Below are 18,899 nucleotides of genomic sequence, written 5' to 3'. Positions count from 1 at the left end.
GGGGTCTCGATTCCGCTCAGCGCGCCACGTAGGACTTGGACCAGTCGAACTCGACGAGTTCCTGGACGCCCATGCGCTCGATCAGGGTGTGCAGGCCCGTGTAGTCGCGGACCAGCCGGCTGCGGCTCTGCTCAGCCTGGCAGTCGTGCAGCATCTTGTGACCGCCCTCGACACCGACCAGGTCCATGATGCGGTGCCAGGTGGTGTAGTCGGTGGCCACGAAGGCCTCCAGGCCTTCGAAGAGCATGTCGCGGAAGAAGCGCTGCTTCTTCTCATCGAGCCGGTCGTGGACGACCTCGGCGAGCACGGCGGAGATCGAGGCGTGGCAGTACTCGTCGCGGTTGTGCAGCTTGGCGGTGCTGCTGTTGATCGGTTGGATGTCCGGGTCGTCGGCGAGCAGGTCCAGGTAGGCATTGATGGAGATTTCCGACACCGTCGCGAACGCGAGGGTGGTCAGGGACTGCTGCCATCGCTCCTGGGCGCTGTCGCGCAGGCGCTGGTGCTCACGCGCAGTGTGGGAGATCGGCAGTTCGTGATCGGGCATCGCCCAGCCGCGCTTGCGCCGGGTGACGGCGCTGGCGTTGAGGTGCATCAGCGTGTGGTACTGCTCGTCGACCATCGCCTGGGCCAGGGAGATGTTGAGCGCCTCGTCCTGGAGTTCGGGGTACTCGCCCTCCATGACCAGGGCGAAGGCGGGGTTGGCCACCTTCTGCTCGGCCATGATGGTGTGCCGGTTGTAGGCGATCCAGGCCCAGCTGAGCAGCTGGGTCTTCTTCGCGGGGTCCAGCGCCCGGTACGTGGGGTGGTCGTGGAACGGCAGAATCCGCTCGGGGTAGTCGGGGCGGTCGAGCTCGAACAGGTCGTCGAGGTTCGGCTCGTCGCGCTTGACGGTGGCACGCCGGTGCCAGTTGCCGACCAGGCGGCCGATGACGGCGCTCTCGATCTGGTCGTCGGGGTCGTGGCGGGGTACGCCCTCGGGCAGTCCCCGGAGCTCCTCCGGCAGCCCGGTGGGGAATTGCTCGTCCTGAACCGGCGCGTTCCGGTCGTCGGTCATGCGTGGGCCTCACGTGATCGGTGTCTGTCACGGGTGCATGTGCCACCGGTGACGGGGTGACTGGTGACGGGCGCGCGGTTCAGCGCTGGGCGGCGATCCAGTAGCGGGTGAGGTGGCGCCGCTTGTCCTTGTAGGCCGAACGGGCGTGCACCATCCGCTGGTTGTCCCACACGAGGACGTGGTTCTCGGGGATGAGCACCGAGACGCGGTGCTCTCGGAAGAAGGCCTCGGCCTGTTCCGCGAGGTGGATGCCGAAGCTGCCGAGCGGCAGTTGCTCCGGATCGACGGACGCGTCGACCGGCGGGTCGTACTGGCCGGTGGTCAGCAGGTTGTAGCTGAAGCGGAGGATCTCCTGGCCGCTGTCGGTGACCTCGACGGCGGGGCGGCGGACTCCTTCGGTGCCGACTCCCCCGGTGTTGTGGCCGACCCAGTCGACGGTCTGCTCGTAGAGGGCGGCCCGGTCGCGGTCGGGCAGTGAGGCGACGAACTGTCGCATGTCGGCGAGTTCGGTGTGGCCGCTGCCGCAGGTGGCCTGGACCCGGCAATGCAGGGCCAGGTAGGTGGGCGGCGGGTTCCAGCCCGGCGCTTCCGTGTGCACCAGGATCGTGTTGACGCTCTTGGAGTATCGGCGCTCCTCGAACCCCGGAGCGGCCTGCACCTGGTAGCGCAGCGAGCCGTCGTACTGCGGGACCAGGTCACCGAAGACGCCGACGGCGGCGGCCGCCTCCTCGTCCGTGGTGATCCCCTCGAGCAGCGTGTACCCCTGCTCTGCAAGTTCCCGAGTGTGCATATCAAGGGCCGTAGACATGTAGGAATCCCCCATCCCTGATGGAAACGCGCTGACCGACGAAGTGTTCGAGATCAAGCCGTCGGCGTACCCGGAGTGATCATCTGTGAGCAGTGGGTTGTGCCGCAACGGCTCGCATTGTGAGATGATTCACGGAACCAAATGCCAGGAATCGCTTCTCGAAGCGGCGCCTTTCCGCAGGTGAACTGAAGCAGAACAGTGCGGTGAGCAAGCCGAGTTGGAATCTCCGCCCCCGCGAGATCCGTCCGGTTAACATGCACCGCATGACGAATATCGACATCCGCCCGGCATCGCGGGATGACATCCCGGACATCGTGGCCATGCTCGCCGACGACGCGCTGGGGGCGACCCGCGAGTCTCCCGAGGACCTGTCTCCCTACCAGTCAGCATATGAGCGGTTGCAAAGAGATCCGAACCAGCTGTTGGTCGTTGCCGAGTCGGACGGCAGAGTCGTCGGCACTCTTCAGCTCACGATCATTCCCGGACTTTCACGCAAGGGTTCGACTCGCTCGATCATCGAGGGTGTACGCGTGCACAGCTCCCAGCGGGGGCACGGCCTCGGTGCCCGACTTGTCGAGTGGGCGATCGAGGAGTCCGGCCGCCAGGGCTGCCAACTGGTCCAGCTGACCTCGGACTCGGCCCGCACCGACGCCCACCGCTTCTACGAGCGCCTGGGCTTCACTGGTTCGCACGTCGGTTTCAAGTTGCAGCTCTGACTGGCCCTGATGTCGCGCCGAAGGGCCGGGACCGATGCGAGGAGGGGGAACGGACTGCGCTTCAGGACTCCTGACTGGCCCTGACAAAGCCTCTGGACGTGGCGGTGCGTGATCAGGCAGACGGCGATGCCAAGGAAGGCTTCGTGGATGTCGTCGCGTCGTTCCCAGTGGGTGCGCAGGCGGCGGAAGCCGTGCAGCCAGGAGATCGTCCGCAGGTGCAGCTGGTCTCACCCGCCGGCCTCGTTCCAGGCCGCAAGGCGCCGTCGGCACGTCATGCCCGATCCGAAGCCCAGCTCCTGCGGGAGGTACTCCCACTGGATGCCCCTGTGCAAGACGAACAGGATGCCGAACAACGCCTGCCGGTCGGGCACTCGCGGCCGTCCCACGTATGCGTCTCGCGGCGCTGTCGCTCGCCGGCGGGGCCAGGCTCGCCGGCCTCTCGGCTCCCCCGGCCGTGGCCGCGGCCTGCTCGGACGTCGAGGTCGTCGCGGCCCGCGGCACCTTCGAGGTGCGACGTCGGGGCGCACCTGAGCTACCGGGACGACGCCGAGGAGGCGGCCACGTTCGCAGCGGGCAGGCTCTGAGCCCGCGTGACACGAAGGGGGCCCGGGAGGAGATCGATCCTGCCGGGCCCCGTACATGCGTGAGGGCAAGGGCAGGGCCGGCACGGTGTCCGGGCGAAGCCGGCGAGGCTGGTGGAGACGGGCTCCGGCCGGCCGCCGTTCTGCACGGGGGCCGCGGTCAGGACGTCGAGGATCCGCCTCACCGTCCAGGTCCTTCAGGGGCGCCCAGGCCCGCGATGCCGAGCAGGGTCATGGTCTCGGAGCTGAGCAGCACGGGCGCTGACAGGGTGCGCGGCAGCACCCCGCTGTCCGGCCCGGCCTGCACGACTCCGTAACCGAGGCCGATGTCGGGCAGGTTGGTGTCGCCGGGGAGCGATGTCCACGAAACCTGCGTCTCGGTGCGCGTGCCCTCGGCGCCGGCGCCCGGGGCGGTGGCCGTGAATGTCCCGGCGGTCAGCAGCACCGCGAGCACGGCACCGCGCCGCTTTCCTCCGTGCGTACTGTTCATGTCCATGCCACGGACGCCCAGGGACGTGGCACGACCGCTCTCGCGGAGTACTGATGAGAACTCAGCTTCCGGATGGCGGGTTGTCACCGGCGCACAGCCCACCCGGGCTCCGGCGCGAGAGGGGGCCCGTACCGCTTCTGGACGTCACCGAGCTGCGGACCGGCCGTTTCGGGAGCATGGTGGGGCTATGGACGGTCAACCCCCTGTGGTCGTGCAGCCGCCCGCGACGGACGGCGGACGGCTGGTGACCATCCGCGGCGAGCGCATGGGCGTCGCCTACAGCCTCTTCGACGTGCTGGACCTGCTGCACCGCGAGGGCCTGCCCACGGCCGACACGGCCGTCGACGACAGCGAGCTGATCGAGTGGCAGGGCGGCGGCCCGTACGACTGGAACAGCGGCGCGTCCGACGAGACGTGAGCCCGCGTACGCCGACCGGAGGATGTACGGCGTGGCGGGGCCACGCATGTCTCCAGCTCTCGCGGCGTCGGCGCTGCCCGGCGCCGAACGGCCGGTGCCCGGCCGAACCGTCCCCACTCCGGGCACGGACGGGTGGTCGTCCGCCCCCGCTCCCGGCACGGACGGGTGGCTGCCCCCCTGACCGACGAGCGGCTGTGCATGCGGGGAAGGCGCGGACATCACATCTCCCGGCTCCTCATCCCGATTCGGCCCGTGCTCCCTCGGCCCACCCGTCGAGCCGGTCACGCTGGGCGGGCGTCAGTTTCAGGTCGGCCGCGGCGAGGTTCTCCTCCAGGTGCTCGATCCGGGTCGTGCCCGGGATGGGCAGGACGACCGGGGCGCGGTCCAGGAGCCAGGCGAGCGCGACCTGCGTGGGTGTCGCCCCGAGCTCGGCCGCGACGGCGGCGATCCCGGCCTGGGCCCCGGTGTTCCCCCAGGCCACCGGGCGCCACGGCAGGAAGGCGATCCCGGCCGCCGCGCACGCGTCCAGCACCGCCTCGTGCTCCCGGTCGAGCAGGTTGTAGCGGTTCTGCACGCTCACGATGTCGACGAGCTCCCGGGCCCGCTCCAGCTCGTCGACGGTGACCTCGGACAGCCCGATCCGGCCGACCAGGCCCTCGGTCTGGAGCTCGCGCAAGGTGCCGAGCTGGTCGGCGAGCGGTGTCTCGGGGTCGATGCGGTGCAGCTGGAGCAGTTCGATCCGCTCGATCCGCAGCCGTCGCAGGGCCTGCCGGACCTGGTCGCGCAGGATCTCCGGCCGTCCGTCGAGCTTCCAGTCACCGCCGGGGCCGGTGCGCGCGACACCGACCTTGGTGGTGATCAGCAGGTCTTCCGGGTAGGGATGCAGGGCCTCGGCGAGGAGTTCCTCGTTGGCTCCGCCGCCGTACAGGTGCGCCGTGTCGATCAGCGTGACGCCGAGCTCCACGGCCCGCCGGGCCACCGCGAGGGCGTTCTCCCGGTCGGGTCCGGCCCCGGTGGGCAGATGCATGGCTCCGAAACCGAGCCGCCGTACGTCCAGGTCCCCGCCGATGCGGAACGTCGATGCCATGAGCCGCCTTCTCCCCCTTTGCTCAAGCGGCCACGCTAGCAGGGCAGTTCACGATGACACCGGCTGCCGCGGCAGCCGGCCCCGCGCGGACGGCGGCACGCTCGACGAGCCGTTGTCAGTGCCCGGCGATACGCTGCGCGGAAACACCCTTTGCCCCCTTCTGGGAGGTTCTCATGGCCTCGCGCCTCAATCCGTACCTCAACTTCAACGGCGAAGCCCGGCAGGCGATGGAGTTCTACAAGGAGGTCTTCGGCGGCACGCTCGACCTCAACAGCTACGGGGACTTCGGGCAGGCGGACGCGCCGAACGCCGACAAGATCATGCACGGCATGCTGGAGACGCCCAGCGGCTTCACCCTGATGGGCGCCGACAACCCGCCGGGCATGGAGTCCGAGCCGGGCGGCTCCTACTCCGTGAGTCTGAGCGGTGACGACGACGCCGAGCTGCGGGGCTACTGGGAGAAGCTGTCCGAGGGCGGCTCGGTGTCGGTGCCGCTGGAGAAGCAGATGTGGGGCGACGTCTTCGGCATGTGCACGGACCGCTTCGGCGTCCCCTGGATGGTCAACATCAGCGCACAGAGCTGAGCGCCCGAGCGGGAGCCGCCCGCCCGGTCCGGAGCGTCAGGAGCTCGTGAGGATCACGAGCTCCTGCGTGGCCGCTCCGGGGTGAGCGACCGGACGCGGGGCGAGGCCGGGCGGAACCCGGGGTCGCCGATCACACAGGCAATCCCCTCGGAGTGCCCGGCCAGCCAGGTGTCCAGGACCGACGTCAGCTCCGCGGCGGACCCGTGGCGGACCGGGACGCCGCTGCCGGGGATCGACGCCGGCACGTTGGCATCCGGCAGTGCGGCCCGGATGACCGGCTCGGCCTCCGCCATGATCTCGGCGGGCGTCCGGTAGTTGACGCTCAGGGCGGCCATCTCGACCCGGTCCAAGCCGATCCGCTCCAGCCGTTCCCGTCGTCGAGCGCGGCGTGCCCGTCGAATCCGTCGGCGGTGAACACCTCGTCCCAGTAGTCGACGATCCGCCCGTCGGTCCAGCGGTACCTGCGCCGGCCGGCCAGGCCCATCGGGTGGGCGTGGGTGGCTCCGCAGAACGGCTCCGCGGCCGGGGAACGCCAGTCGACCAGCAGGCGGCGCCCGTCGCTGTCCGTGAGGCCGAGCCGCCCCACGTAGACCGGCTCGGAGCCGTCCGCGGCGGCCATGTGCCCGAGGCACAGGTCCAGTCCGAAGCGGCGCAGGGCGCGAAGGCGGGTGGTCAGGCGGTGGATCTCGGCGTCCCGGTCCATGGCCTGCCGGCCCTTGCCGCCGGGCGCCCTGCGCTCGGCGTCCAGACGGTCGGACAGTTCGGCGATCGACTGCTCCAGGCAGTCGGCGACGGCGGCGAAGTGCCGCTCGTCCCCGGCGATCGACGCCGGGCGGCCTTGTGCGCGAGGTGTCGGGAAGGTCGAACGCGCTCGTGGTCGCAGGGGTCACGTCATGCTCCCGTTTCCGCAGGTCGTGGGGCTTGGGCCGGACATGGTGCGGGAGCCGCGGGGCCTTGCCGCAAGGCCCCCCGTGGGCTATGACCTGAGACAGGCGAGGAGAACACTCCTTGCCTTTTCTGTTGCCCGCCCCTCGTTGCGGGCCCGTCGTTTGCGTGTGGCACGCTCGTTCTTCCGACAGCGTGGAGAGGCGGCGGCATGCGCATAGGACTGCTCGGCACCGGACCCTGGGCGCAGCTGGCCCACGCACCCGCGTTGAGCGGGCATGAGGAGCTGGACTTCGCGGGGGTGTGGGGCCGTCGCCCCGAGGCCGCCAAGGAGCTGGCGCAGCGGCACGGCGTCCGCACCTACGACGACGTCGACGAGCTGTTCGCCGACGTGGACGCGGTCGCGGTGGCGCTGCCGCCCGAGGTGCAGGCCTCACTCGCCGCCCGGGCGGCGCGGGCCGGGTGCCATCTGCTGCTCGACAAGCCGCTCGCGCCGACGCCGGCGCAGGGGCGCGCCGTGGTCGAGGCCGCCGCGGAGGCCGGTGTCGCCTCGGTCGTGTTCTTCACGACCCGTTTCCAGCCCGAGCCGGCGGCGTGGATCGCCGAACAGGCGGCGGTGCCGGGCTGGTTCACGGGGCGGGCGGAATGGCTCGGGGCGGTGTTCACCAGCGAGAGCCCCTTCGCGACGCCGTGGCGGCGGGAGAAGGGCGCCTTGTGGGACGTCGGCCCGCATGCCCTGTCCGTGCTGCTGCCGGTCCTCGGCGACGTCCGGCGCGTGACGGCGGCGGCGTACGGCCCCGGCGACACGGCGCACATCGTCCTCGACCACACCGGTGGCGCGTCGAGCACCCTCACCCTGAGCCTGACGGCACCGCCGGCCGCGGCCGGTGCCGCCGTGGAACTGCGAGGAGAGGCCGGGGTCGCCACGCTGCCGGACAGCGCCGACGGAGCGGTACCCGCGCTGAAGCGGGCGGCGGACGCGCTGCTCACCGCCGCCCGCACCGGCCGCCCGCACGCCTGCGACGCGGCGTTCGGCCTCCGGGTGACGGAGATCCTCACAGCGGCCCAGGAACTGCTGAACGACTGACCGCGACGCGACCGCCCCGGCCTCCGATATCCCGTTCGGCCGGGGCGAGTTCGCGGGCGGCCCGGCTCCTACACCGAGGGCGGGTCGAAGTTGATCCGCTCCTTCACCACCGGGTAGCCGGCCTTGGCGAAGTTCGCCGCCATGGGAACGTTGCCCCGGTCCGTCGCCCCGGTGACGGCCTCCGCTCCCTGCTCCACGAGGAAGTGGGTGCACTCGGCCAGGAGGTCGTAGGCGTAGCCGTATCCGCGGTGTTCCGGCACGACGCCGATGAAGCCGATGCAGGGGCCCGACGGGTTGTGAGCCGGGATGTGCATGCCGGCCAGGTCGCCCTGCGCGGTGTACGCGACCTGCCACCACTCGCGCGGCGACGGGCACCAGTGGAAGAAGTCGAGTTCCTCCTGGGCCGCCCGGTCGGTTCCGCCCTGCTCGATGGCCTTGAGCGCGTGGGCGTCCAGCGTGACGGAGTGGATGCGGCGCAGCGCGTCGAAGAACACGGCGTCGTCCGGTTCGGCGCGGAACTCGAGGCGCCCGGGCCGCTCGGGCAGGCCGTGCTCGGGGGTCCAGCGGTACAGGAAACGTTCGACCAGGAGGTCGTAACCGGCCTTCCGGGCGGCCGTGAAGCAGGCTTCCGCGGCGCTGCGCAGGGCCGGGTCGTCGCGCCAGCCGGCGGGCAGGTTCAGCTCCAGTTCGACCTGCCAGGGGGCGGAACGCAGGAGTGCGGCGCCCGCTTCCTCCTCGCCCTCGGCCACGTCGAACCAGTTGACGTTGATCGGCTCGGTGTCGTCGGGGCCGCCCCACCAGGCACCGCGGGCGACGACACGGCCGTCGCGCAGGGCCACCCGCTTCCACTCGGGGCGGTGCCGGGTCGTGCGGTGGCCCTCACGGGCGCCCAGCGGGTCGGACAGGGTGTCGAAGAGTTCGGCGTCGCTCGGGTCGAGCGCGCGGATGACCACATCGGTCATGGGATGTCCTCCGGGACGCATACTGCTCGGAGCGCTCCCGGTGGGTCAGTCGAGGCACGCCGGGACAACGGGGAGGGAGCGCGGGATCGGTGTGAACGGCACGGCTCTGCCCTCCTTCCGTTCGTCTCGGGGCGTGGCGCGCCACACGCTACGGGATCTTCCGACGAGCCGTCCATCGGTTTTCGGGCACGTCTCCCACCTGGGCGTCCGGCCTGCGTCGGCGCCCTTCCCGCCGTGTCCGAAGGCCCCGCTGCGGTGCGGGCCCGGAGTGCGGCGGGCGGTCGGCCGTAGCAGCGTGGTGGTGTGAGCAGTGTGCGCGGCCGGCCGGCACGCCGGGATCCGTACCGGCGGGGCTGGCTGCGCGGCGCACCGCCGCCCGTCTGGGCCCGGGTGCTGCCGTCGGCGCTGCTGGCGGGCGTCTGCCTGGCGGAGCTGGTCAGCCCGGAGCCGCTCGACATCGGCTTCCTGCTGGGCGCCATCCCACCGCTGGCGGTGCTGGCACACGGCCCGGTGGCGACGGCGGTGCTCGGCGCGCTGGTGGTGGTCGTGCTGACCGTACCGGTCTTCAACCTCAACGATCCGGGCAGTACCGACCTGCTGACCGTGTGCTTCGTCTCGGTGCTGAGCGTGCTGCTGTCGTACGTCCGCTCCCGGCGGGACGCGCAACTGGTCACCGAGCGGACCGTCGCCGAGGTCGCGCAGCGGGCCGTCGTACCGCTGCTGCCGGAGCGGGTCGGGCCGGTGCGGTGTGCGGGGCTGTACCGTCCCGCGCAGCGCGGGACGCTGGTCGGCGGCGACTTCTTCGACGTCCGGGCGGGCCCCTACGGCGTACGGGCGGTGATGGGCGACGTGCAGGGGCACGGACTGTCCGCCGTCGCCACGGTCGCCTCGCTGCTGGGGGCGTTCCGGGAGGCGGTGCTGGACCAGCCGGACCCGGAGGCGGTGGCGGCCCGGCTCGACCGAAGGCTGGCGGTGGACTCGGCGGACGACCCGCATGCCGAGTTGTTCGCGACGGCGGTGCTGCTCGGCTTCTCCGCCGACGCCCGGGTCGTGCGGATCGTGGCGTGCGGGCAGGCCGGACCGCTGCTGCTGCGTGACGGGAAGGCCGTCGAGCTGGACGTCGAGCCGTGCACGCCGCTCGGTCTCGGTCTTGGTCTCGCCGGGACCACCCCGCCCCGGGTCGTCTCGGTGCCGCTGAGGGCGGGTGACCGGCTCTTCCTCGCCTCCGACGGGGTGACCGAGGCCAGGGACGCGGGCGGGGCCTTCTACCCCCTGGCCGAACGGCTGCCGGACCTCGCCGCCGAGGACCCGGTCGCACTGGCAGAACGGGTGTGGACCGACCTCGTCCGGCACTGCCCCGACGTGCAGGACGACGTCACGATGCTGGTGCTCGCGCCGCGTCCGCAGGAGGAGCACTGACAACAACGGCCGGCGGGGTCGTGCGGCCGGTATGGTGGGCCCGCCGTCGCGCTCTCCGGATGCACGCCGCGCTCTCGCGGGGAATGGTGATATCGGACCCGTTTTTCAGCACCGGGGCCGCATCAGCAATCCGGACCCTAGGAGCAGAGAACATGTCGACGTCAGAGCCCGCCGCATCCCGGCCGTCCGAGGACCGCGCCACCCCGGACCACCTGCTCCACGCCCGCACCGGCACCGACGTGTCGCCGGAGGACCTCGTCCTCGCCTCGGGCAAGGACCTCACCCCGCACAACCTCGAGTGGGCCAAGCGCAAGCTGGCGGCGGAGGGACCCACCGCCCTGGAGAAGCTGCTGCCCTAGCGCCCCCCGGCACACGGAAGGCCACCGGCCCGACGCAAGCGCGTCCGGGTCCGTTGGCCTTCTGCGTGCGGCCTTCTGCATGCGGCCTCTGCGTGCCCGGCGGGCGGGTCACACCCCGCCGTCGTCCTCGGGCAGGTCGGTTTCGTCCTCCACCACGTGCACGGCGGCTTCCTCCGCACCCGCCGCTCCGCCGTCGATGCCGACGTCGGACGCGACGGACTCCTTCGTGGTGTCCGCGTGGGCGCCCTCGTCCGGGGCGACCAGGCGGCCGGCGCGGGCGGTGCCCGCCTCGGGGTCCACCGGTTCGCCGTCGCTGTCCGGGGTGTCCCCCACGCCGTCCCCGCCCGGCTCAGCGGACACGTCGGGGACCTCCTGGGCGAGGCGTTCGTCGAGGGTCTCGCCCTCGTGCTGCTCCGCGGCGGTGGTACCGCGCTTGGTGACGCCGAGGGGCTTCTCCGGCGGGGAGTAGCCCTCGTCGAGGGTGTCGTCGTACGTCCGCTCGTCGACGGCGTCCTGCAGGTCCAGCGGCGCGGCGTCCTCCTGCTCCTCGTTGGTCCCGGTGGGCTGGTACGCGTCGTCCGCCATCGGTTCGGGGCGCATCGGTTCCGTGCCCATCACTCCTGCCTCCCTGACGCGCTGCGTCGACTCGTTCGTCCGTGCTGTGCGTTCCGCGTTTCCCGTTACGCGGCCTCTAACCTCGGCGGATGATCCCCGGGCCGGAACGGCACCCGAACCTCTTCTTCATCGGCACCGGGCCCGAGGCCACCCTCTTCCGTCCGGCGGCGAGTGCCAGGGACATCGCGGGCGTCCTGCTGGGCATGCTGGGGCCCCGCGCGCCCCGCACACCGTGTGTCGTACACGGGCGACGCTGAGCAGCAGATCACCGTGTGGCGCAAGGAGCTGCGGGCGGGGGCCCGAGCACCCGGCTGTAGTCTCCCCGCCGGGAGAGTGTCATGGCTGATGACGACTGGTACGAGGACGGCGACGTGGTCCGGGAGGCCGCACGAGCGCGCCGGGTCGCCTGGCTCGGGATGTCCGTGGTGACGGGGTTGTTCGGGGCGGTCGTGCTCGCGGTGGCCGCGCTCGTTGTCGGGGTCTCCCTCGCCTTCGCGGTGTTCTTCGCCCTCGCCCTCTCGGCCATGCACTGACGCCGCGCCCCGGCCCGGCCAGGTCCCCGAGCCGGGGAGTTCGGCCGGGCCGGCCGGCACGATCGTGCCGTGCGGGGCGCCCTCGGCGCGGACTCCTACCTGGGCCGGGCGGGCGGGCAACGCGCCACGTCGCGTCAGGGGCCGGGCGCGACACGGACGTCCAGGTCCGAGATCCGGTGGACGGGCCAGCCGCGGGCGTAGCGGGGCGGGGTGCCGCCGGCCGGTGCGAGGTGGGCGACCGGGAGGCGGTCCGCGGCGCGCAGGACACCGGCCACGGTGATGTTCTCGTTGTTCCCGGACGTCGCCCCCGAGTTGCAGCCGGTGTAGTAGCCGATCGGGATGGCCTCGTGGCCGGTGAGCAGGCAGGGCGGGCGGACGCCGAGCCGGTGCAGGGCGTCGGCGGTGCGGCCCCAGTCGCGGCGGCTCTCGGTGTTGCGCGACACGGCGCCGTCCAGGACGGCGAGCTGCGCCGCGAGATGCCCGGCCAGGGCGAGCGCGACCAGGGGGGCGGCCACCGGGCGCCAGGACCGGCCCGGGCCTCTGACCAGGTGCCACAGGGCGTCGGCGACCGGGATCGCGAGCAGCGCGTAGGCCGGCTGGAGGAACCGCGGCGCCGCGTAGCCGATCATGAACAGGTACGGCAGCGCGGCCGTGGTGGCGCAGGCCAGCGGGACCAGGGTCCGTTCCAGGCGCCGGGCGCGGGCCGCGACGACCAGCGCGAGGCCGGCCGACACGGGCAGGGTGAACCACCAGAGGGTGACCAGCGGGGTGGGCATCGACCCGGTGCACGGCCGGCACAGGGCCCGTCCGCCCAGGCTGCGCAGCTGGTCGTCGACGGCGATCTGCCAGCCCAGTCCGCCCTGGATCCGGGAGGCCTCCGCCAGCCGCGCCGCCAGGCCGCCGTGGCTCAGGTACGCCTCGATCACCCACGGGACGGCGCCCGCCGCGAGGCCCGCCGCGAACACGAGCAGCAGGCGCCAGTGGCGGCGCACCAGGGCGAGGAGGAGCAGCGGGACGGCCACGTAGACCGCGTCGGTGGGACGCATCCAGGCCATCAGCGCGCCGCCCGCCGCGAGGCCCCACAGCGTCCTGGGGGAGGAACGTTCCGCCCGCATCCGCAGGAAGCAGCCGACGCTGACCAGGGCACCGATCGCGACCCAGTAGTTGGGCATGGCCTGCGGACCGTAGAAGAGGGTCACCCACAGGGAGGCGAAGAGGGCCCCGCCGACCACCAGGACGCGGGTCGGGAACAGGCCGCGCCAGGAGCGCAGGGCCAGGTGGAGGGCGAGCCCGGACAGCAGGGCGAGGTAGACCCGCAGCATGGGGACGGACGAGGACCAGGACGCGACGGGCGCGACCAGCAGCGAGACGCCGCGGGAACGGGGGGCGCTGAAGAACGCCGCGGGGTGGTGCGAGGTGACCTGGCTGATGTAGACGATCTCGTCCCAGCCCAGGCCCAGGACGGGCCGGACCAGAACGAGCTGCGCGAGCGTGAAGACGGCGGCCAGGAGGGCCAATGGCCGGTTGCCGCGCGTCCAGCGGGTGGCGCGCGGGCCGGCCGTCTGTTCGCGTTTTCGCCGTCGTACCAGGATGGCGTTCGCGCCATCGGCCATGTTCCGCCCCTAACCCCGTTGATCGAAAACACGATCAAGCTAACCCGGGGTGCGCGGGCATGCGGGGCGGAGTTCGGCCAAGTGCCTGACCCGGGGGGTCAGCGGGTGTGCGGGGCGCGGTGCGGGGGCTGGCCCGGCGCGGGACGGTGGGTCAGCTCGGGGATGGTCCGGGAGACGGGGGCGTCCTCGCTCACCGTGAGCTCGGTGCCGTGGTGATGGATGGTCAGGGGCAGGCCGGAGTTCAGGGTGTAGGTGGCCCGGTCGGCGGTCAGTTCGACGCGCAGGCACCGGTCGAGGAAGCCCACCGTGAAGGCGAGCCGGCTGTAGCGCTCGGGCAGGCGGGGCGCGAACCGCAGGGCGCCGTCGATGCACCGCATGCCTCCGAACCCGGCGACCAGAGCCATCCAGGTACCGGCCAGCGAGGCGATGTGCAGGCCGTCGCGGGTGTTGTGCTCCAGGTCGCCGAGGTCCATCAGCGCGGCCTCGGCCGTGTAGTCGCTCGCCAGGTCGAGATGGCCGGCCCGGGCGGCCATCACGGCCTGGACGCAGGCGGACAGGGAGGAGTCGCGGACGGTCAGCGGCTCGTAGTAGGCGAAGTTGCGGGCGATCTGCTCCTCGTCGAAGTACTCCTCGAAGAACGCGCCGCAGGTGTACATCGCCAGCACCAGGTCCGCCTGCTTGATGACCTGTTTGCGGTACAGGTCGAAGTAGGGGAAGTGGAGCATCAGGGGGTACTGGTCCGGGCCGGTGCCGGCGAAGTCCCAGCGCTGGTAGCGGGTGAAGCCGGCGTGCTGCTCGTGCACGCCGAGTTCCTCGTTGTAGGGGACGTTCATGGCCTCGGCGGCGTCCCGCCAGGCGGCCCGCTCCTCCTCGTCGGCGCCGAGCCGCGCCGCCTCGTCCGGGTGGCGTTTGCAGGCGTCGGCGGCGGCCAGCAGGTTCGCCCGGGCCATGAGGTTGGTGTACGTGTTGTCGTCGGCGATCGCGCTGTACTCGTCCGGTCCGGTGACGCCGTCGATGTGGAAGGTGCCCCGGTCGTCGTGGTGGCCGAGGGAGCGCCACAGGCGGGCGGTCTCCACCAGCAGCTCCACACCGACCTCGCGTTCGAATGTCTCGTCACCGGTGACGGCCACGTACCGCACGACGGCGTCGGCGATGTCGGCGCCCACGTGGAAGGCCGCCGTGCCGGCCGGCCAGTATGCGGAGCCCTCCGAGCCGTCGATGGTCCGCCATGGGAACGCGGCGCCGCGCAGACCGAGTTGGGCGGCGCGCTCGCGGGCGGCGGGCAGGGTGTCGCGGCGCCAGCGCAGGGCCTCGGCGGCGGACTTCGGCGCGGTGTACGTCAGCAGCGGCAGCACGAACGCCTCGGTGTCCCAGAAGGCGTGGCCGTCGTAGCCGGAGCCGGTGAGTCCCTTGGCGGGGATGGCGCGCTGTTCGGCGCGGGCCCCGGCCTGGAGGACGTGGAAGAGGGCGAAGCGAACGGCCTGCTGGATCTCCTCGTCGCCGTCGATCTCGACGTCGGCGCGCGCCCAGAAGTCGTCCAGGTAGGCCCGCTGCTCCTCCAGGAGCCCCTGCCAGCCGCTGTGCCCGGCCGCGGCCAGGGCCGCCTCGACCTGGTCGCTCATCGCGGGCCGGGAGCGGACGCCGGACCAGCCGTGCGCGACGAGCTTCTCCACCCGCAGCCGCTCTCCCGGTTCCAGGACGGAGGTGATGGTCAGCCGGGCCACGTCCACGTTGGACTCGCTGCTCGTGGTGGTCCGTTCGGGGCCGGTGACGGTGTGGTCGGCGGCCACGGCGACCCTGAGGCCGCTGCGGCGGGTGCGGTGGACCAGGCGCAGCCGGCTGCCCGTGGCGAGGTCCTCCTCCGGTTCCAGCGGCGACTTCAGCGCCTTGGCGGCGCGCGGGTCGCCGTCCGGCTCGGGCAGGCTCTCGTTGGTGACCAGCTCCGACTGGACGACCACGCGGGTCCGGCTGTCGACGGGTTCGACCTCGTAGGCGACGGCGGCTATCGCGCGCTGGGTGAGCGCCACCAGCCGGGTGGAGCGCACCCGGACGGTCGAGCCGGCCGGCGAGGTCCATTCGCAGACCCGCTCCAGGACGCCCCGCCGCAGGTCGAGGGTCTGCTCGTGGGTGACGAGCCGCCCGTAGCGCAGGTCGAACGGCTCGTCGTCGACCAGGAGCCGCAGCACCTTGCCGTTGGTGACGTTGATGGAGGTCTGGCCGGACTCCGGGTAGCCGTAGCCGGCCTCGGCGTACGGCAGCGGGTGCAGTTCGTGGACGCCGTTGAGGTAGGAGCCGGGCAGGCCGTGCGGTTCGCCCTCGTCGAGGTTGCCGCGCCAGCCGATGTGCCCGTTGGACAGGGCGAACACGGACTCGCTCTGCGCCAGGACGTCGAGGTTGAGTTCCCTCTCGCGCACGGTCCAGGGCTCGACGGTGTACGCCCGCTGTGTGATCACTCGCTCTCCCCCAGTTCGGCGAGGTCCCGCACCACGATGTCGGCGCCGTGCCGGTACAGCGCGTCGGTCTGCCCGACCCGGTCGACGCCGACGACGTATCCGAAACGGCCCGCGCGGCCCGCGTCCATGCCGGCCAGGGCGTCCTCGAAGACGGCCGCTTCGGAGGGGTCTACGCCGAGGTCCTCGGCGGCGGCCAGGAACGTGTCGGGGTGCGGCTTGCCGGGCAGCTTGCGCTCGGCGGCGACGACGCCGTCGATGCGGACGTCGAAGAAGTGCTCGGCGCCGATCGAGCGGAGCACGTCCTGGCAGTTGGCGCTGGACGAGACGATCGCGGTGCTGAGCCCGTGCGCGCGGACAGCCTCCAGATAGCGCAGGGTGCCGTCGTAGGCCTCGACGCCGTCGGTGCGGATCTTCTCGAGGAGCAGCTCGTTCTTGCGGTTGCCGAGTCCGTGCACGGTCTCGGCGCCCGGTGGGTCGTCCGGGTCGCCGTCCGGCAGGTCGATGCCGCGGGAGGCGAGGAAGGTGCGCACCCCGTCTGCGCGAGGCCGCCCGTCGACGTACTCGTCGTAGTCCGCCGCTTCGAACGGCCGGTACTCCGCACCGTCCCGCTCGCGCAGGAAGGCGTCGAACATCTCCTTCCAGGCGGCCGCGTGCACCACGGCCGTCCTGGTGACGACTCCGTCGAGGTCGAACAGGCAGGCGTGGATGTCTTCGGGGAGACCGAGCTGCGTCATACAGGACCGGTTCCCCGTCCGAGGATGTTCCAGTGAGTGGCGCACGCCACACGCCGGGAGTGCGAGGGGTGTGAGGCGGCCGGAGTTCGCGCCCGCCCCGGGTGGCAGACTCTCTGTCTGTGCCCCTCACCTTCGACGACCTCGTCCACCGCGCCCGGTCCCTCCCCCGGGACGGCCGGCGCGCGATCCTCGGCATCGCGGGCAGCCCCGGCGCGGGCAAGTCGACGCTCGCCGAGCACCTGGTACGGGAGTTGAACGGCACCGGCGACCCCTGGGTCGCGCACGTCCCCATGGACGGCTTCCACCTCGCCGACGCCGAACTGGAGCGTCTGGGCCGCCGGGACCGCAAGGGCGCGCCCGACACGTTCGACGCGGCCGGATACGCGGCCCTGCTGCGGCGGCTGCGCGACGAGCCCGGCGACGACATCGTCTACGCGCCCGGGTTCGAACGCGCCCTGGAGCAGCCGCTCGCCGGCGCGATCCCGGTGCTCCCGACGGCCCGTCTGGTCGTCACCGAGGGCAACTACCTGCTCCTGACCACCGGCGCCTGGCCCCGCGTCCGCCCCCTCCTCGACGAGGTGTGGTTCTGCGAGGTGCCCGAGCCCGAGCGCGTCCGCCGCCTGGTCGCCCGCCACGAGCAGTTCGGCAAGACGCACGAGGAGGCGGTGGCCTGGGTGTCACGCTCGGACGAGCGCAACGCCGAACTGATCGCGACGACGCGGGGGCGGGCAGACCTGGTGGTACCGGAGCGGGCACTGCCACGCGCGCAGGCGTGAATCCCGTCAGGCGCCCATCGCCGCCCGGTGGGCGCGCAGGGTGAGGGTCAGTGTGTGCGGGCCGAGTCCGCCGATGTAGACGCGGTTCCCGGTCGTCGCATCCGTGCCGCCCACCACGCTGTAGTCCTGCCCCGGGTCGTACCGCAGGACGTCGCTCCGGTCCGGTCCGGCCGGCGGTTCGCCCGACGCCACGTCGGCCTCGACCCGGATCTCGTCGTCACCGACCCGGTAGGTCATCGGCCCGCCCGTCAGGCACCAGCGCCCGTCGCCGAGCGGTACGGCGCCCTCCGGCACGCCACCGGGCCGGAAGGTCAGTTCGAGGCACCAGGGCACCCGTGGTCCGCTGATGTCGATCCGCAGGTCGGCGCCGTCCTCCCGCAGGTCCACCTCGACCTGGGTCGTGTGGGAGACCTCGTCCCGCGGCCGGTCCGGGAAGGCCATCGCGGCCGAGAAGCGTCCCTCGTCCGCCATGCGGTAGGCGCCGTCCTCCCGGCGCCGCTCCGGCGGCAACGGCTGGTAGTAGGCGGCTGTGAGGGTTTCGGTGAGCCGGTACCGGCCCTCGGCGGGCCGGTGCACGTCGGCGGCGCGGAACGGGCCCAGGTCGAAGAATCCCCGGGAGAGCCGGACCGCGTCGAGGACCGCGTCCCCGGCGAACAGGCGCAGGAAGGTGGGGTTGCAGGCGAGGCCCGAGCGGATGCGCCGGTGCTCGGGCACGTCGGAGCCGCCGTACACCACCGTGTGCGCGGTGGCCGAGGCGCGTGCGGCGAGGCGCGCCGTGGTGATGTACCGGTGACGCGGAAGTGGCTCCGCGGCCGGTTCCGGCAGGACGCGGCGCAGGTCGGGGGTGAGCAGGGTCTCGGCGAGCAGATCGGGGTCGTCGATGCCGCCGGAGGCCGCCAGCCGCGCCGCCCGGCTGAAGTCGCCCCGGCCGGTGCGGATCGCGAGCAGCCGGTAGTGCGGCAGGTAGGGCGCCAGCGGGAACGGGTGGTGCTGGTCCTGTCGTCGCGACAGGACGGTCTCCACCGTGCCGTCCGGCCTGATGAGGTCCAGGGTGGTGGCGAGATTGCGTTCCACGGCGTCCCGCAGGTCGGCGCGGCCGAGGACATCGGCCAGCAGCAGCAGCGACGGGTTGGAGACATGGGCCGCGTAGTTGGCGCTCCGTTCCGAGTACAGGCCCTCCGCGTCGATGTCGACGCCCTCGGAGAGCCACTCGTCGACGCGGTCGAGCAGCCGGTCGTCCGGGAACGACCGGTGCAGCCGGGCCAGCGCCGCGCACAGCTCCCAGCGGTGGTTCGGGGTGTGCACCCCACCGGTCAGGAGACTGCGGGATGCGGCGTCGGCGATATCGGCGAGCGCGGCCGTGGCGTCGCGCAGTTCCGGCCCCGCACCGGCGGCGAGGACGTGCGCGTCGCACACGTCGTTGACGGTGAACCCGGAGTCCGGCGGTGACTGCACGTTGTCGCCGCCGGCGAAGAGGCCGCTGGTGGTCTGCGTGGCCCGCAGGGCGCGGAGGTGGGTCATCGCGGCGGCGACGGCCTGCTTGCTGCCGTGCAGTGCCGATTCCGGGGACCGGTACGCCGCGATCAGCGTCTTCACCCTGCGCGCCAGAGCGCGGTGGGGCACACCGGTGGGTTCCTCGTCGGGGTCGGCCGCCGCCGGGGCGGCCGACCGGTCGGCGGCGCGGGCGACCGCGCGGACGAACTCGTGGTCGAGCGGGGTGTGCAC

20 protein-coding genes and 2 pseudogenes are annotated in these 18,899 nt (G+C 72.4%); 9 read left to right on the top strand and 13 right to left on the bottom strand.

The features are described from left to right. Nucleotides 1-16: 16 nt before the first annotated feature. Nucleotides 17-1,054: a diiron oxygenase gene (locus tag K4G64_RS07370; protein ID WP_221755216.1), complete on the bottom strand. Its 1,038-nt coding sequence runs from the start codon at nucleotides 1,052-1,054 to the stop codon at nucleotides 17-19. Nucleotides 1,055-1,133: 79 nt separating this feature from the next. Next, entirely contained in the window at nucleotides 1,134-1,844 is a 711-nt protein-coding gene (locus tag K4G64_RS07365; protein WP_221755215.1) for a TauD/TfdA family dioxygenase, read from the bottom strand. 281 nt (nucleotides 1,845-2,125) lie between these two features. On the opposite strand from K4G64_RS07365, the gene K4G64_RS07360 reads away from it, so the two are divergent. Continuing rightward, entirely contained in the window at nucleotides 2,126-2,578 is a 453-nt protein-coding gene (locus K4G64_RS07360; RefSeq protein WP_221755214.1) for a GNAT family N-acetyltransferase, read from the top strand. A gap of 233 nt (nucleotides 2,579-2,811) precedes the next feature. Here K4G64_RS07360 and K4G64_RS07355 read toward each other — a convergent pair. After that, nucleotides 2,812-2,961, bottom strand: a pseudogene (locus K4G64_RS07355) (transposase); the annotation flags it as partial. Between the two features lie 379 nt (nucleotides 2,962-3,340). Then, a complete protein-coding gene (locus K4G64_RS07350; protein WP_221755255.1) occupies nucleotides 3,341-3,655 on the bottom strand; it encodes a hypothetical protein in 315 nt (104 codons plus the stop codon). Nucleotides 3,656-3,836: 181 nt separating this feature from the next. Here K4G64_RS07350 and K4G64_RS07345 point away from each other — a divergent pair, with 181 nt between their 5' ends. Then, a complete protein-coding gene (locus K4G64_RS07345; RefSeq protein ID WP_221755213.1) occupies nucleotides 3,837-4,067 on the top strand; it encodes a hypothetical protein in 231 nt (76 codons plus the stop codon). 235 nt (nucleotides 4,068-4,302) lie between these two features. Here K4G64_RS07345 and K4G64_RS07340 read toward each other — a convergent pair whose 3' ends face one another. Further along, entirely contained in the window at nucleotides 4,303-5,154 is an 852-nt protein-coding gene (locus K4G64_RS07340; protein WP_221755212.1) for an aldo/keto reductase, read from the bottom strand. Between the two features lie 173 nt (nucleotides 5,155-5,327). Between K4G64_RS07340 and K4G64_RS07335 the strand changes: the two genes are divergently transcribed. Further along, complete coding sequence (locus tag K4G64_RS07335; RefSeq protein ID WP_221755211.1) at nucleotides 5,328-5,738, top strand: VOC family protein; 411 nt, start codon at nucleotides 5,328-5,330, stop codon at nucleotides 5,736-5,738. A gap of 53 nt (nucleotides 5,739-5,791) precedes the next feature. Here K4G64_RS07335 and K4G64_RS07330 read toward each other — a convergent pair whose 3' ends face one another. After that, nucleotides 5,792-6,088 (bottom strand): hypothetical protein, encoded by a 297-nt coding sequence (locus K4G64_RS07330; RefSeq protein ID WP_221755210.1) that lies wholly within the window; start codon nucleotides 6,086-6,088, stop codon nucleotides 5,792-5,794. Between the two features lie 2 nt (nucleotides 6,089-6,090). Continuing rightward, nucleotides 6,091-6,628 (bottom strand): annotated as a pseudogene (locus K4G64_RS07325) (AAA family ATPase); the annotation flags it as partial. Between the two features lie 206 nt (nucleotides 6,629-6,834). Here K4G64_RS07325 and K4G64_RS07320 point away from each other — a divergent pair. Beyond that, nucleotides 6,835-7,710 (top strand): Gfo/Idh/MocA family protein, encoded by an 876-nt coding sequence (locus K4G64_RS07320; protein ID WP_221755209.1) that lies wholly within the window; start codon nucleotides 6,835-6,837, stop codon nucleotides 7,708-7,710. Between the two features lie 68 nt (nucleotides 7,711-7,778). On the opposite strand, the gene K4G64_RS07315 is transcribed toward K4G64_RS07320, so the two are convergent. Next, nucleotides 7,779-8,672: a GNAT family N-acetyltransferase gene (locus K4G64_RS07315; protein WP_221755208.1), complete on the bottom strand. Its 894-nt coding sequence runs from the start codon at nucleotides 8,670-8,672 to the stop codon at nucleotides 7,779-7,781. A 303-nt stretch (nucleotides 8,673-8,975) separates the two neighbouring features. Between K4G64_RS07315 and K4G64_RS07310 the strand changes: the two genes are divergently transcribed. Further along, nucleotides 8,976-10,091 (top strand): PP2C family protein-serine/threonine phosphatase, encoded by a 1,116-nt coding sequence (locus tag K4G64_RS07310; RefSeq protein WP_221755207.1) that lies wholly within the window; start codon nucleotides 8,976-8,978, stop codon nucleotides 10,089-10,091. Between the two features lie 152 nt (nucleotides 10,092-10,243). Next, nucleotides 10,244-10,450 carry a hypothetical protein gene (locus K4G64_RS07305; protein WP_221755206.1) on the top strand — a complete coding sequence of 69 codons (207 nt, stop codon included), beginning with the start codon at nucleotides 10,244-10,246 and terminating at the stop codon, nucleotides 10,448-10,450. A 108-nt stretch (nucleotides 10,451-10,558) separates the two neighbouring features. Here the strand turns inward: K4G64_RS07305 and K4G64_RS07300 are convergent, their stop codons facing one another. Further along, nucleotides 10,559-11,050, bottom strand: coding sequence for a DUF5709 domain-containing protein (locus K4G64_RS07300; RefSeq protein ID WP_221755252.1), 492 nt, complete (start codon nucleotides 11,048-11,050; stop codon nucleotides 10,559-10,561). A gap of 104 nt (nucleotides 11,051-11,154) precedes the next feature. Here K4G64_RS07300 and K4G64_RS07295 point away from each other — a divergent pair, with 104 nt between their 5' ends. Together K4G64_RS07295 and K4G64_RS07290 are read left to right on the top strand one after the other, a co-directional pair. After that, nucleotides 11,155-11,322: a hypothetical protein gene (locus tag K4G64_RS07295; RefSeq protein WP_221755205.1), complete on the top strand. Its 168-nt coding sequence runs from the start codon at nucleotides 11,155-11,157 to the stop codon at nucleotides 11,320-11,322. A gap of 81 nt (nucleotides 11,323-11,403) precedes the next feature. Next, the gene (locus K4G64_RS07290) at nucleotides 11,404-11,598 is read left to right on the top strand and encodes a hypothetical protein (protein WP_221755204.1); all 195 of its coding nucleotides are present in this window, start codon (nucleotides 11,404-11,406) and stop codon (nucleotides 11,596-11,598) included. A 134-nt stretch (nucleotides 11,599-11,732) separates the two neighbouring features. Here the strand turns inward: K4G64_RS07290 and K4G64_RS07285 are convergent, their stop codons facing one another. From K4G64_RS07285 to K4G64_RS07275, 3 genes are all read right to left on the bottom strand, one after another. Beyond that, nucleotides 11,733-13,211, bottom strand: a complete 1,479-nt coding sequence (locus K4G64_RS07285; RefSeq protein ID WP_221755203.1) for a hypothetical protein — start codon at nucleotides 13,209-13,211, stop codon at nucleotides 11,733-11,735. A 98-nt stretch (nucleotides 13,212-13,309) separates the two neighbouring features. Beyond that, nucleotides 13,310-15,664, bottom strand: a complete 2,355-nt coding sequence (locus K4G64_RS07280; RefSeq protein WP_221755202.1) for a glycoside hydrolase family 65 protein — start codon at nucleotides 15,662-15,664, stop codon at nucleotides 13,310-13,312. Continuing rightward, a complete protein-coding gene (locus tag K4G64_RS07275; RefSeq protein ID WP_221755201.1) occupies nucleotides 15,661-16,398 on the bottom strand; it encodes an HAD family phosphatase in 738 nt (245 codons plus the stop codon). The genes K4G64_RS07280 and K4G64_RS07275 overlap by 4 nt, the downstream gene beginning before the upstream one ends. 119 nt (nucleotides 16,399-16,517) lie before the next feature. Here K4G64_RS07275 and K4G64_RS07270 point away from each other — a divergent pair, with 119 nt between their 5' ends. Beyond that, entirely contained in the window at nucleotides 16,518-17,174 is a 657-nt protein-coding gene (locus K4G64_RS07270; RefSeq protein WP_221755200.1) for a nucleoside/nucleotide kinase family protein, read from the top strand. A gap of 6 nt (nucleotides 17,175-17,180) precedes the next feature. Here the strand turns inward: K4G64_RS07270 and K4G64_RS07265 are convergent, their stop codons facing one another. Continuing rightward, nucleotides 17,181-18,899 (bottom strand): hypothetical protein, encoded by a 1,719-nt coding sequence (locus K4G64_RS07265; protein WP_221755199.1) that lies wholly within the window; start codon nucleotides 18,897-18,899, stop codon nucleotides 17,181-17,183.

The sequence above is a fragment of the Streptomyces sp. WAC04114 genome, assembly GCF_019733245.1.
Taxonomy (GTDB): domain Bacteria; phylum Actinomycetota; class Actinomycetes; order Streptomycetales; family Streptomycetaceae; genus Streptomyces; species Streptomyces massasporeus_A.
Note: the sequence above shows the minus strand (reverse complement) of the source record. Positions and strands in the feature narration are given on the sequence as shown.

Bases quoted from the DNA above. Each gene is read 5' to 3' on its own strand.
- K4G64_RS07370 (WP_221755216.1), bottom strand. From the start codon at position 1,054: ATGACCGACGACCGGAACGCGCCGGTTCAGGACGAGCAATTCCCCACC.
- K4G64_RS07365 (WP_221755215.1), bottom strand. From the start codon at position 1,844: ATGCACACTCGGGAACTTGCAGAGCAGGGGTACACGCTGCTCGAGGGG.
- K4G64_RS07360 (WP_221755214.1), top strand. From the start codon at position 2,126: ATGACGAATATCGACATCCGCCCGGCATCGCGGGATGACATCCCGGAC.
- K4G64_RS07350 (WP_221755255.1), bottom strand. From the start codon at position 3,655: ATGGACATGAACAGTACGCACGGAGGAAAGCGGCGCGGTGCCGTGCTC.
- K4G64_RS07345 (WP_221755213.1), top strand. From the start codon at position 3,837: ATGGACGGTCAACCCCCTGTGGTCGTGCAGCCGCCCGCGACGGACGGC.
- K4G64_RS07340 (WP_221755212.1), bottom strand. From the start codon at position 5,154: ATGGCATCGACGTTCCGCATCGGCGGGGACCTGGACGTACGGCGGCTC.
- K4G64_RS07335 (WP_221755211.1), top strand. From the start codon at position 5,328: ATGGCCTCGCGCCTCAATCCGTACCTCAACTTCAACGGCGAAGCCCGG.
- K4G64_RS07320 (WP_221755209.1), top strand. From the start codon at position 6,835: ATGCGCATAGGACTGCTCGGCACCGGACCCTGGGCGCAGCTGGCCCAC.
- K4G64_RS07315 (WP_221755208.1), bottom strand. From the start codon at position 8,672: ATGACCGATGTGGTCATCCGCGCGCTCGACCCGAGCGACGCCGAACTC.
- K4G64_RS07305 (WP_221755206.1), top strand. From the start codon at position 10,244: ATGTCGACGTCAGAGCCCGCCGCATCCCGGCCGTCCGAGGACCGCGCC.
- K4G64_RS07300 (WP_221755252.1), bottom strand. From the start codon at position 11,050: ATGCGCCCCGAACCGATGGCGGACGACGCGTACCAGCCCACCGGGACC.
- K4G64_RS07295 (WP_221755205.1), top strand. From the start codon at position 11,155: ATGATCCCCGGGCCGGAACGGCACCCGAACCTCTTCTTCATCGGCACC.
- K4G64_RS07290 (WP_221755204.1), top strand. From the start codon at position 11,404: ATGGCTGATGACGACTGGTACGAGGACGGCGACGTGGTCCGGGAGGCC.
- K4G64_RS07285 (WP_221755203.1), bottom strand. From the start codon at position 13,211: ATGGCCGATGGCGCGAACGCCATCCTGGTACGACGGCGAAAACGCGAA.
- K4G64_RS07275 (WP_221755201.1), bottom strand. From the start codon at position 16,398: ATGACGCAGCTCGGTCTCCCCGAAGACATCCACGCCTGCCTGTTCGAC.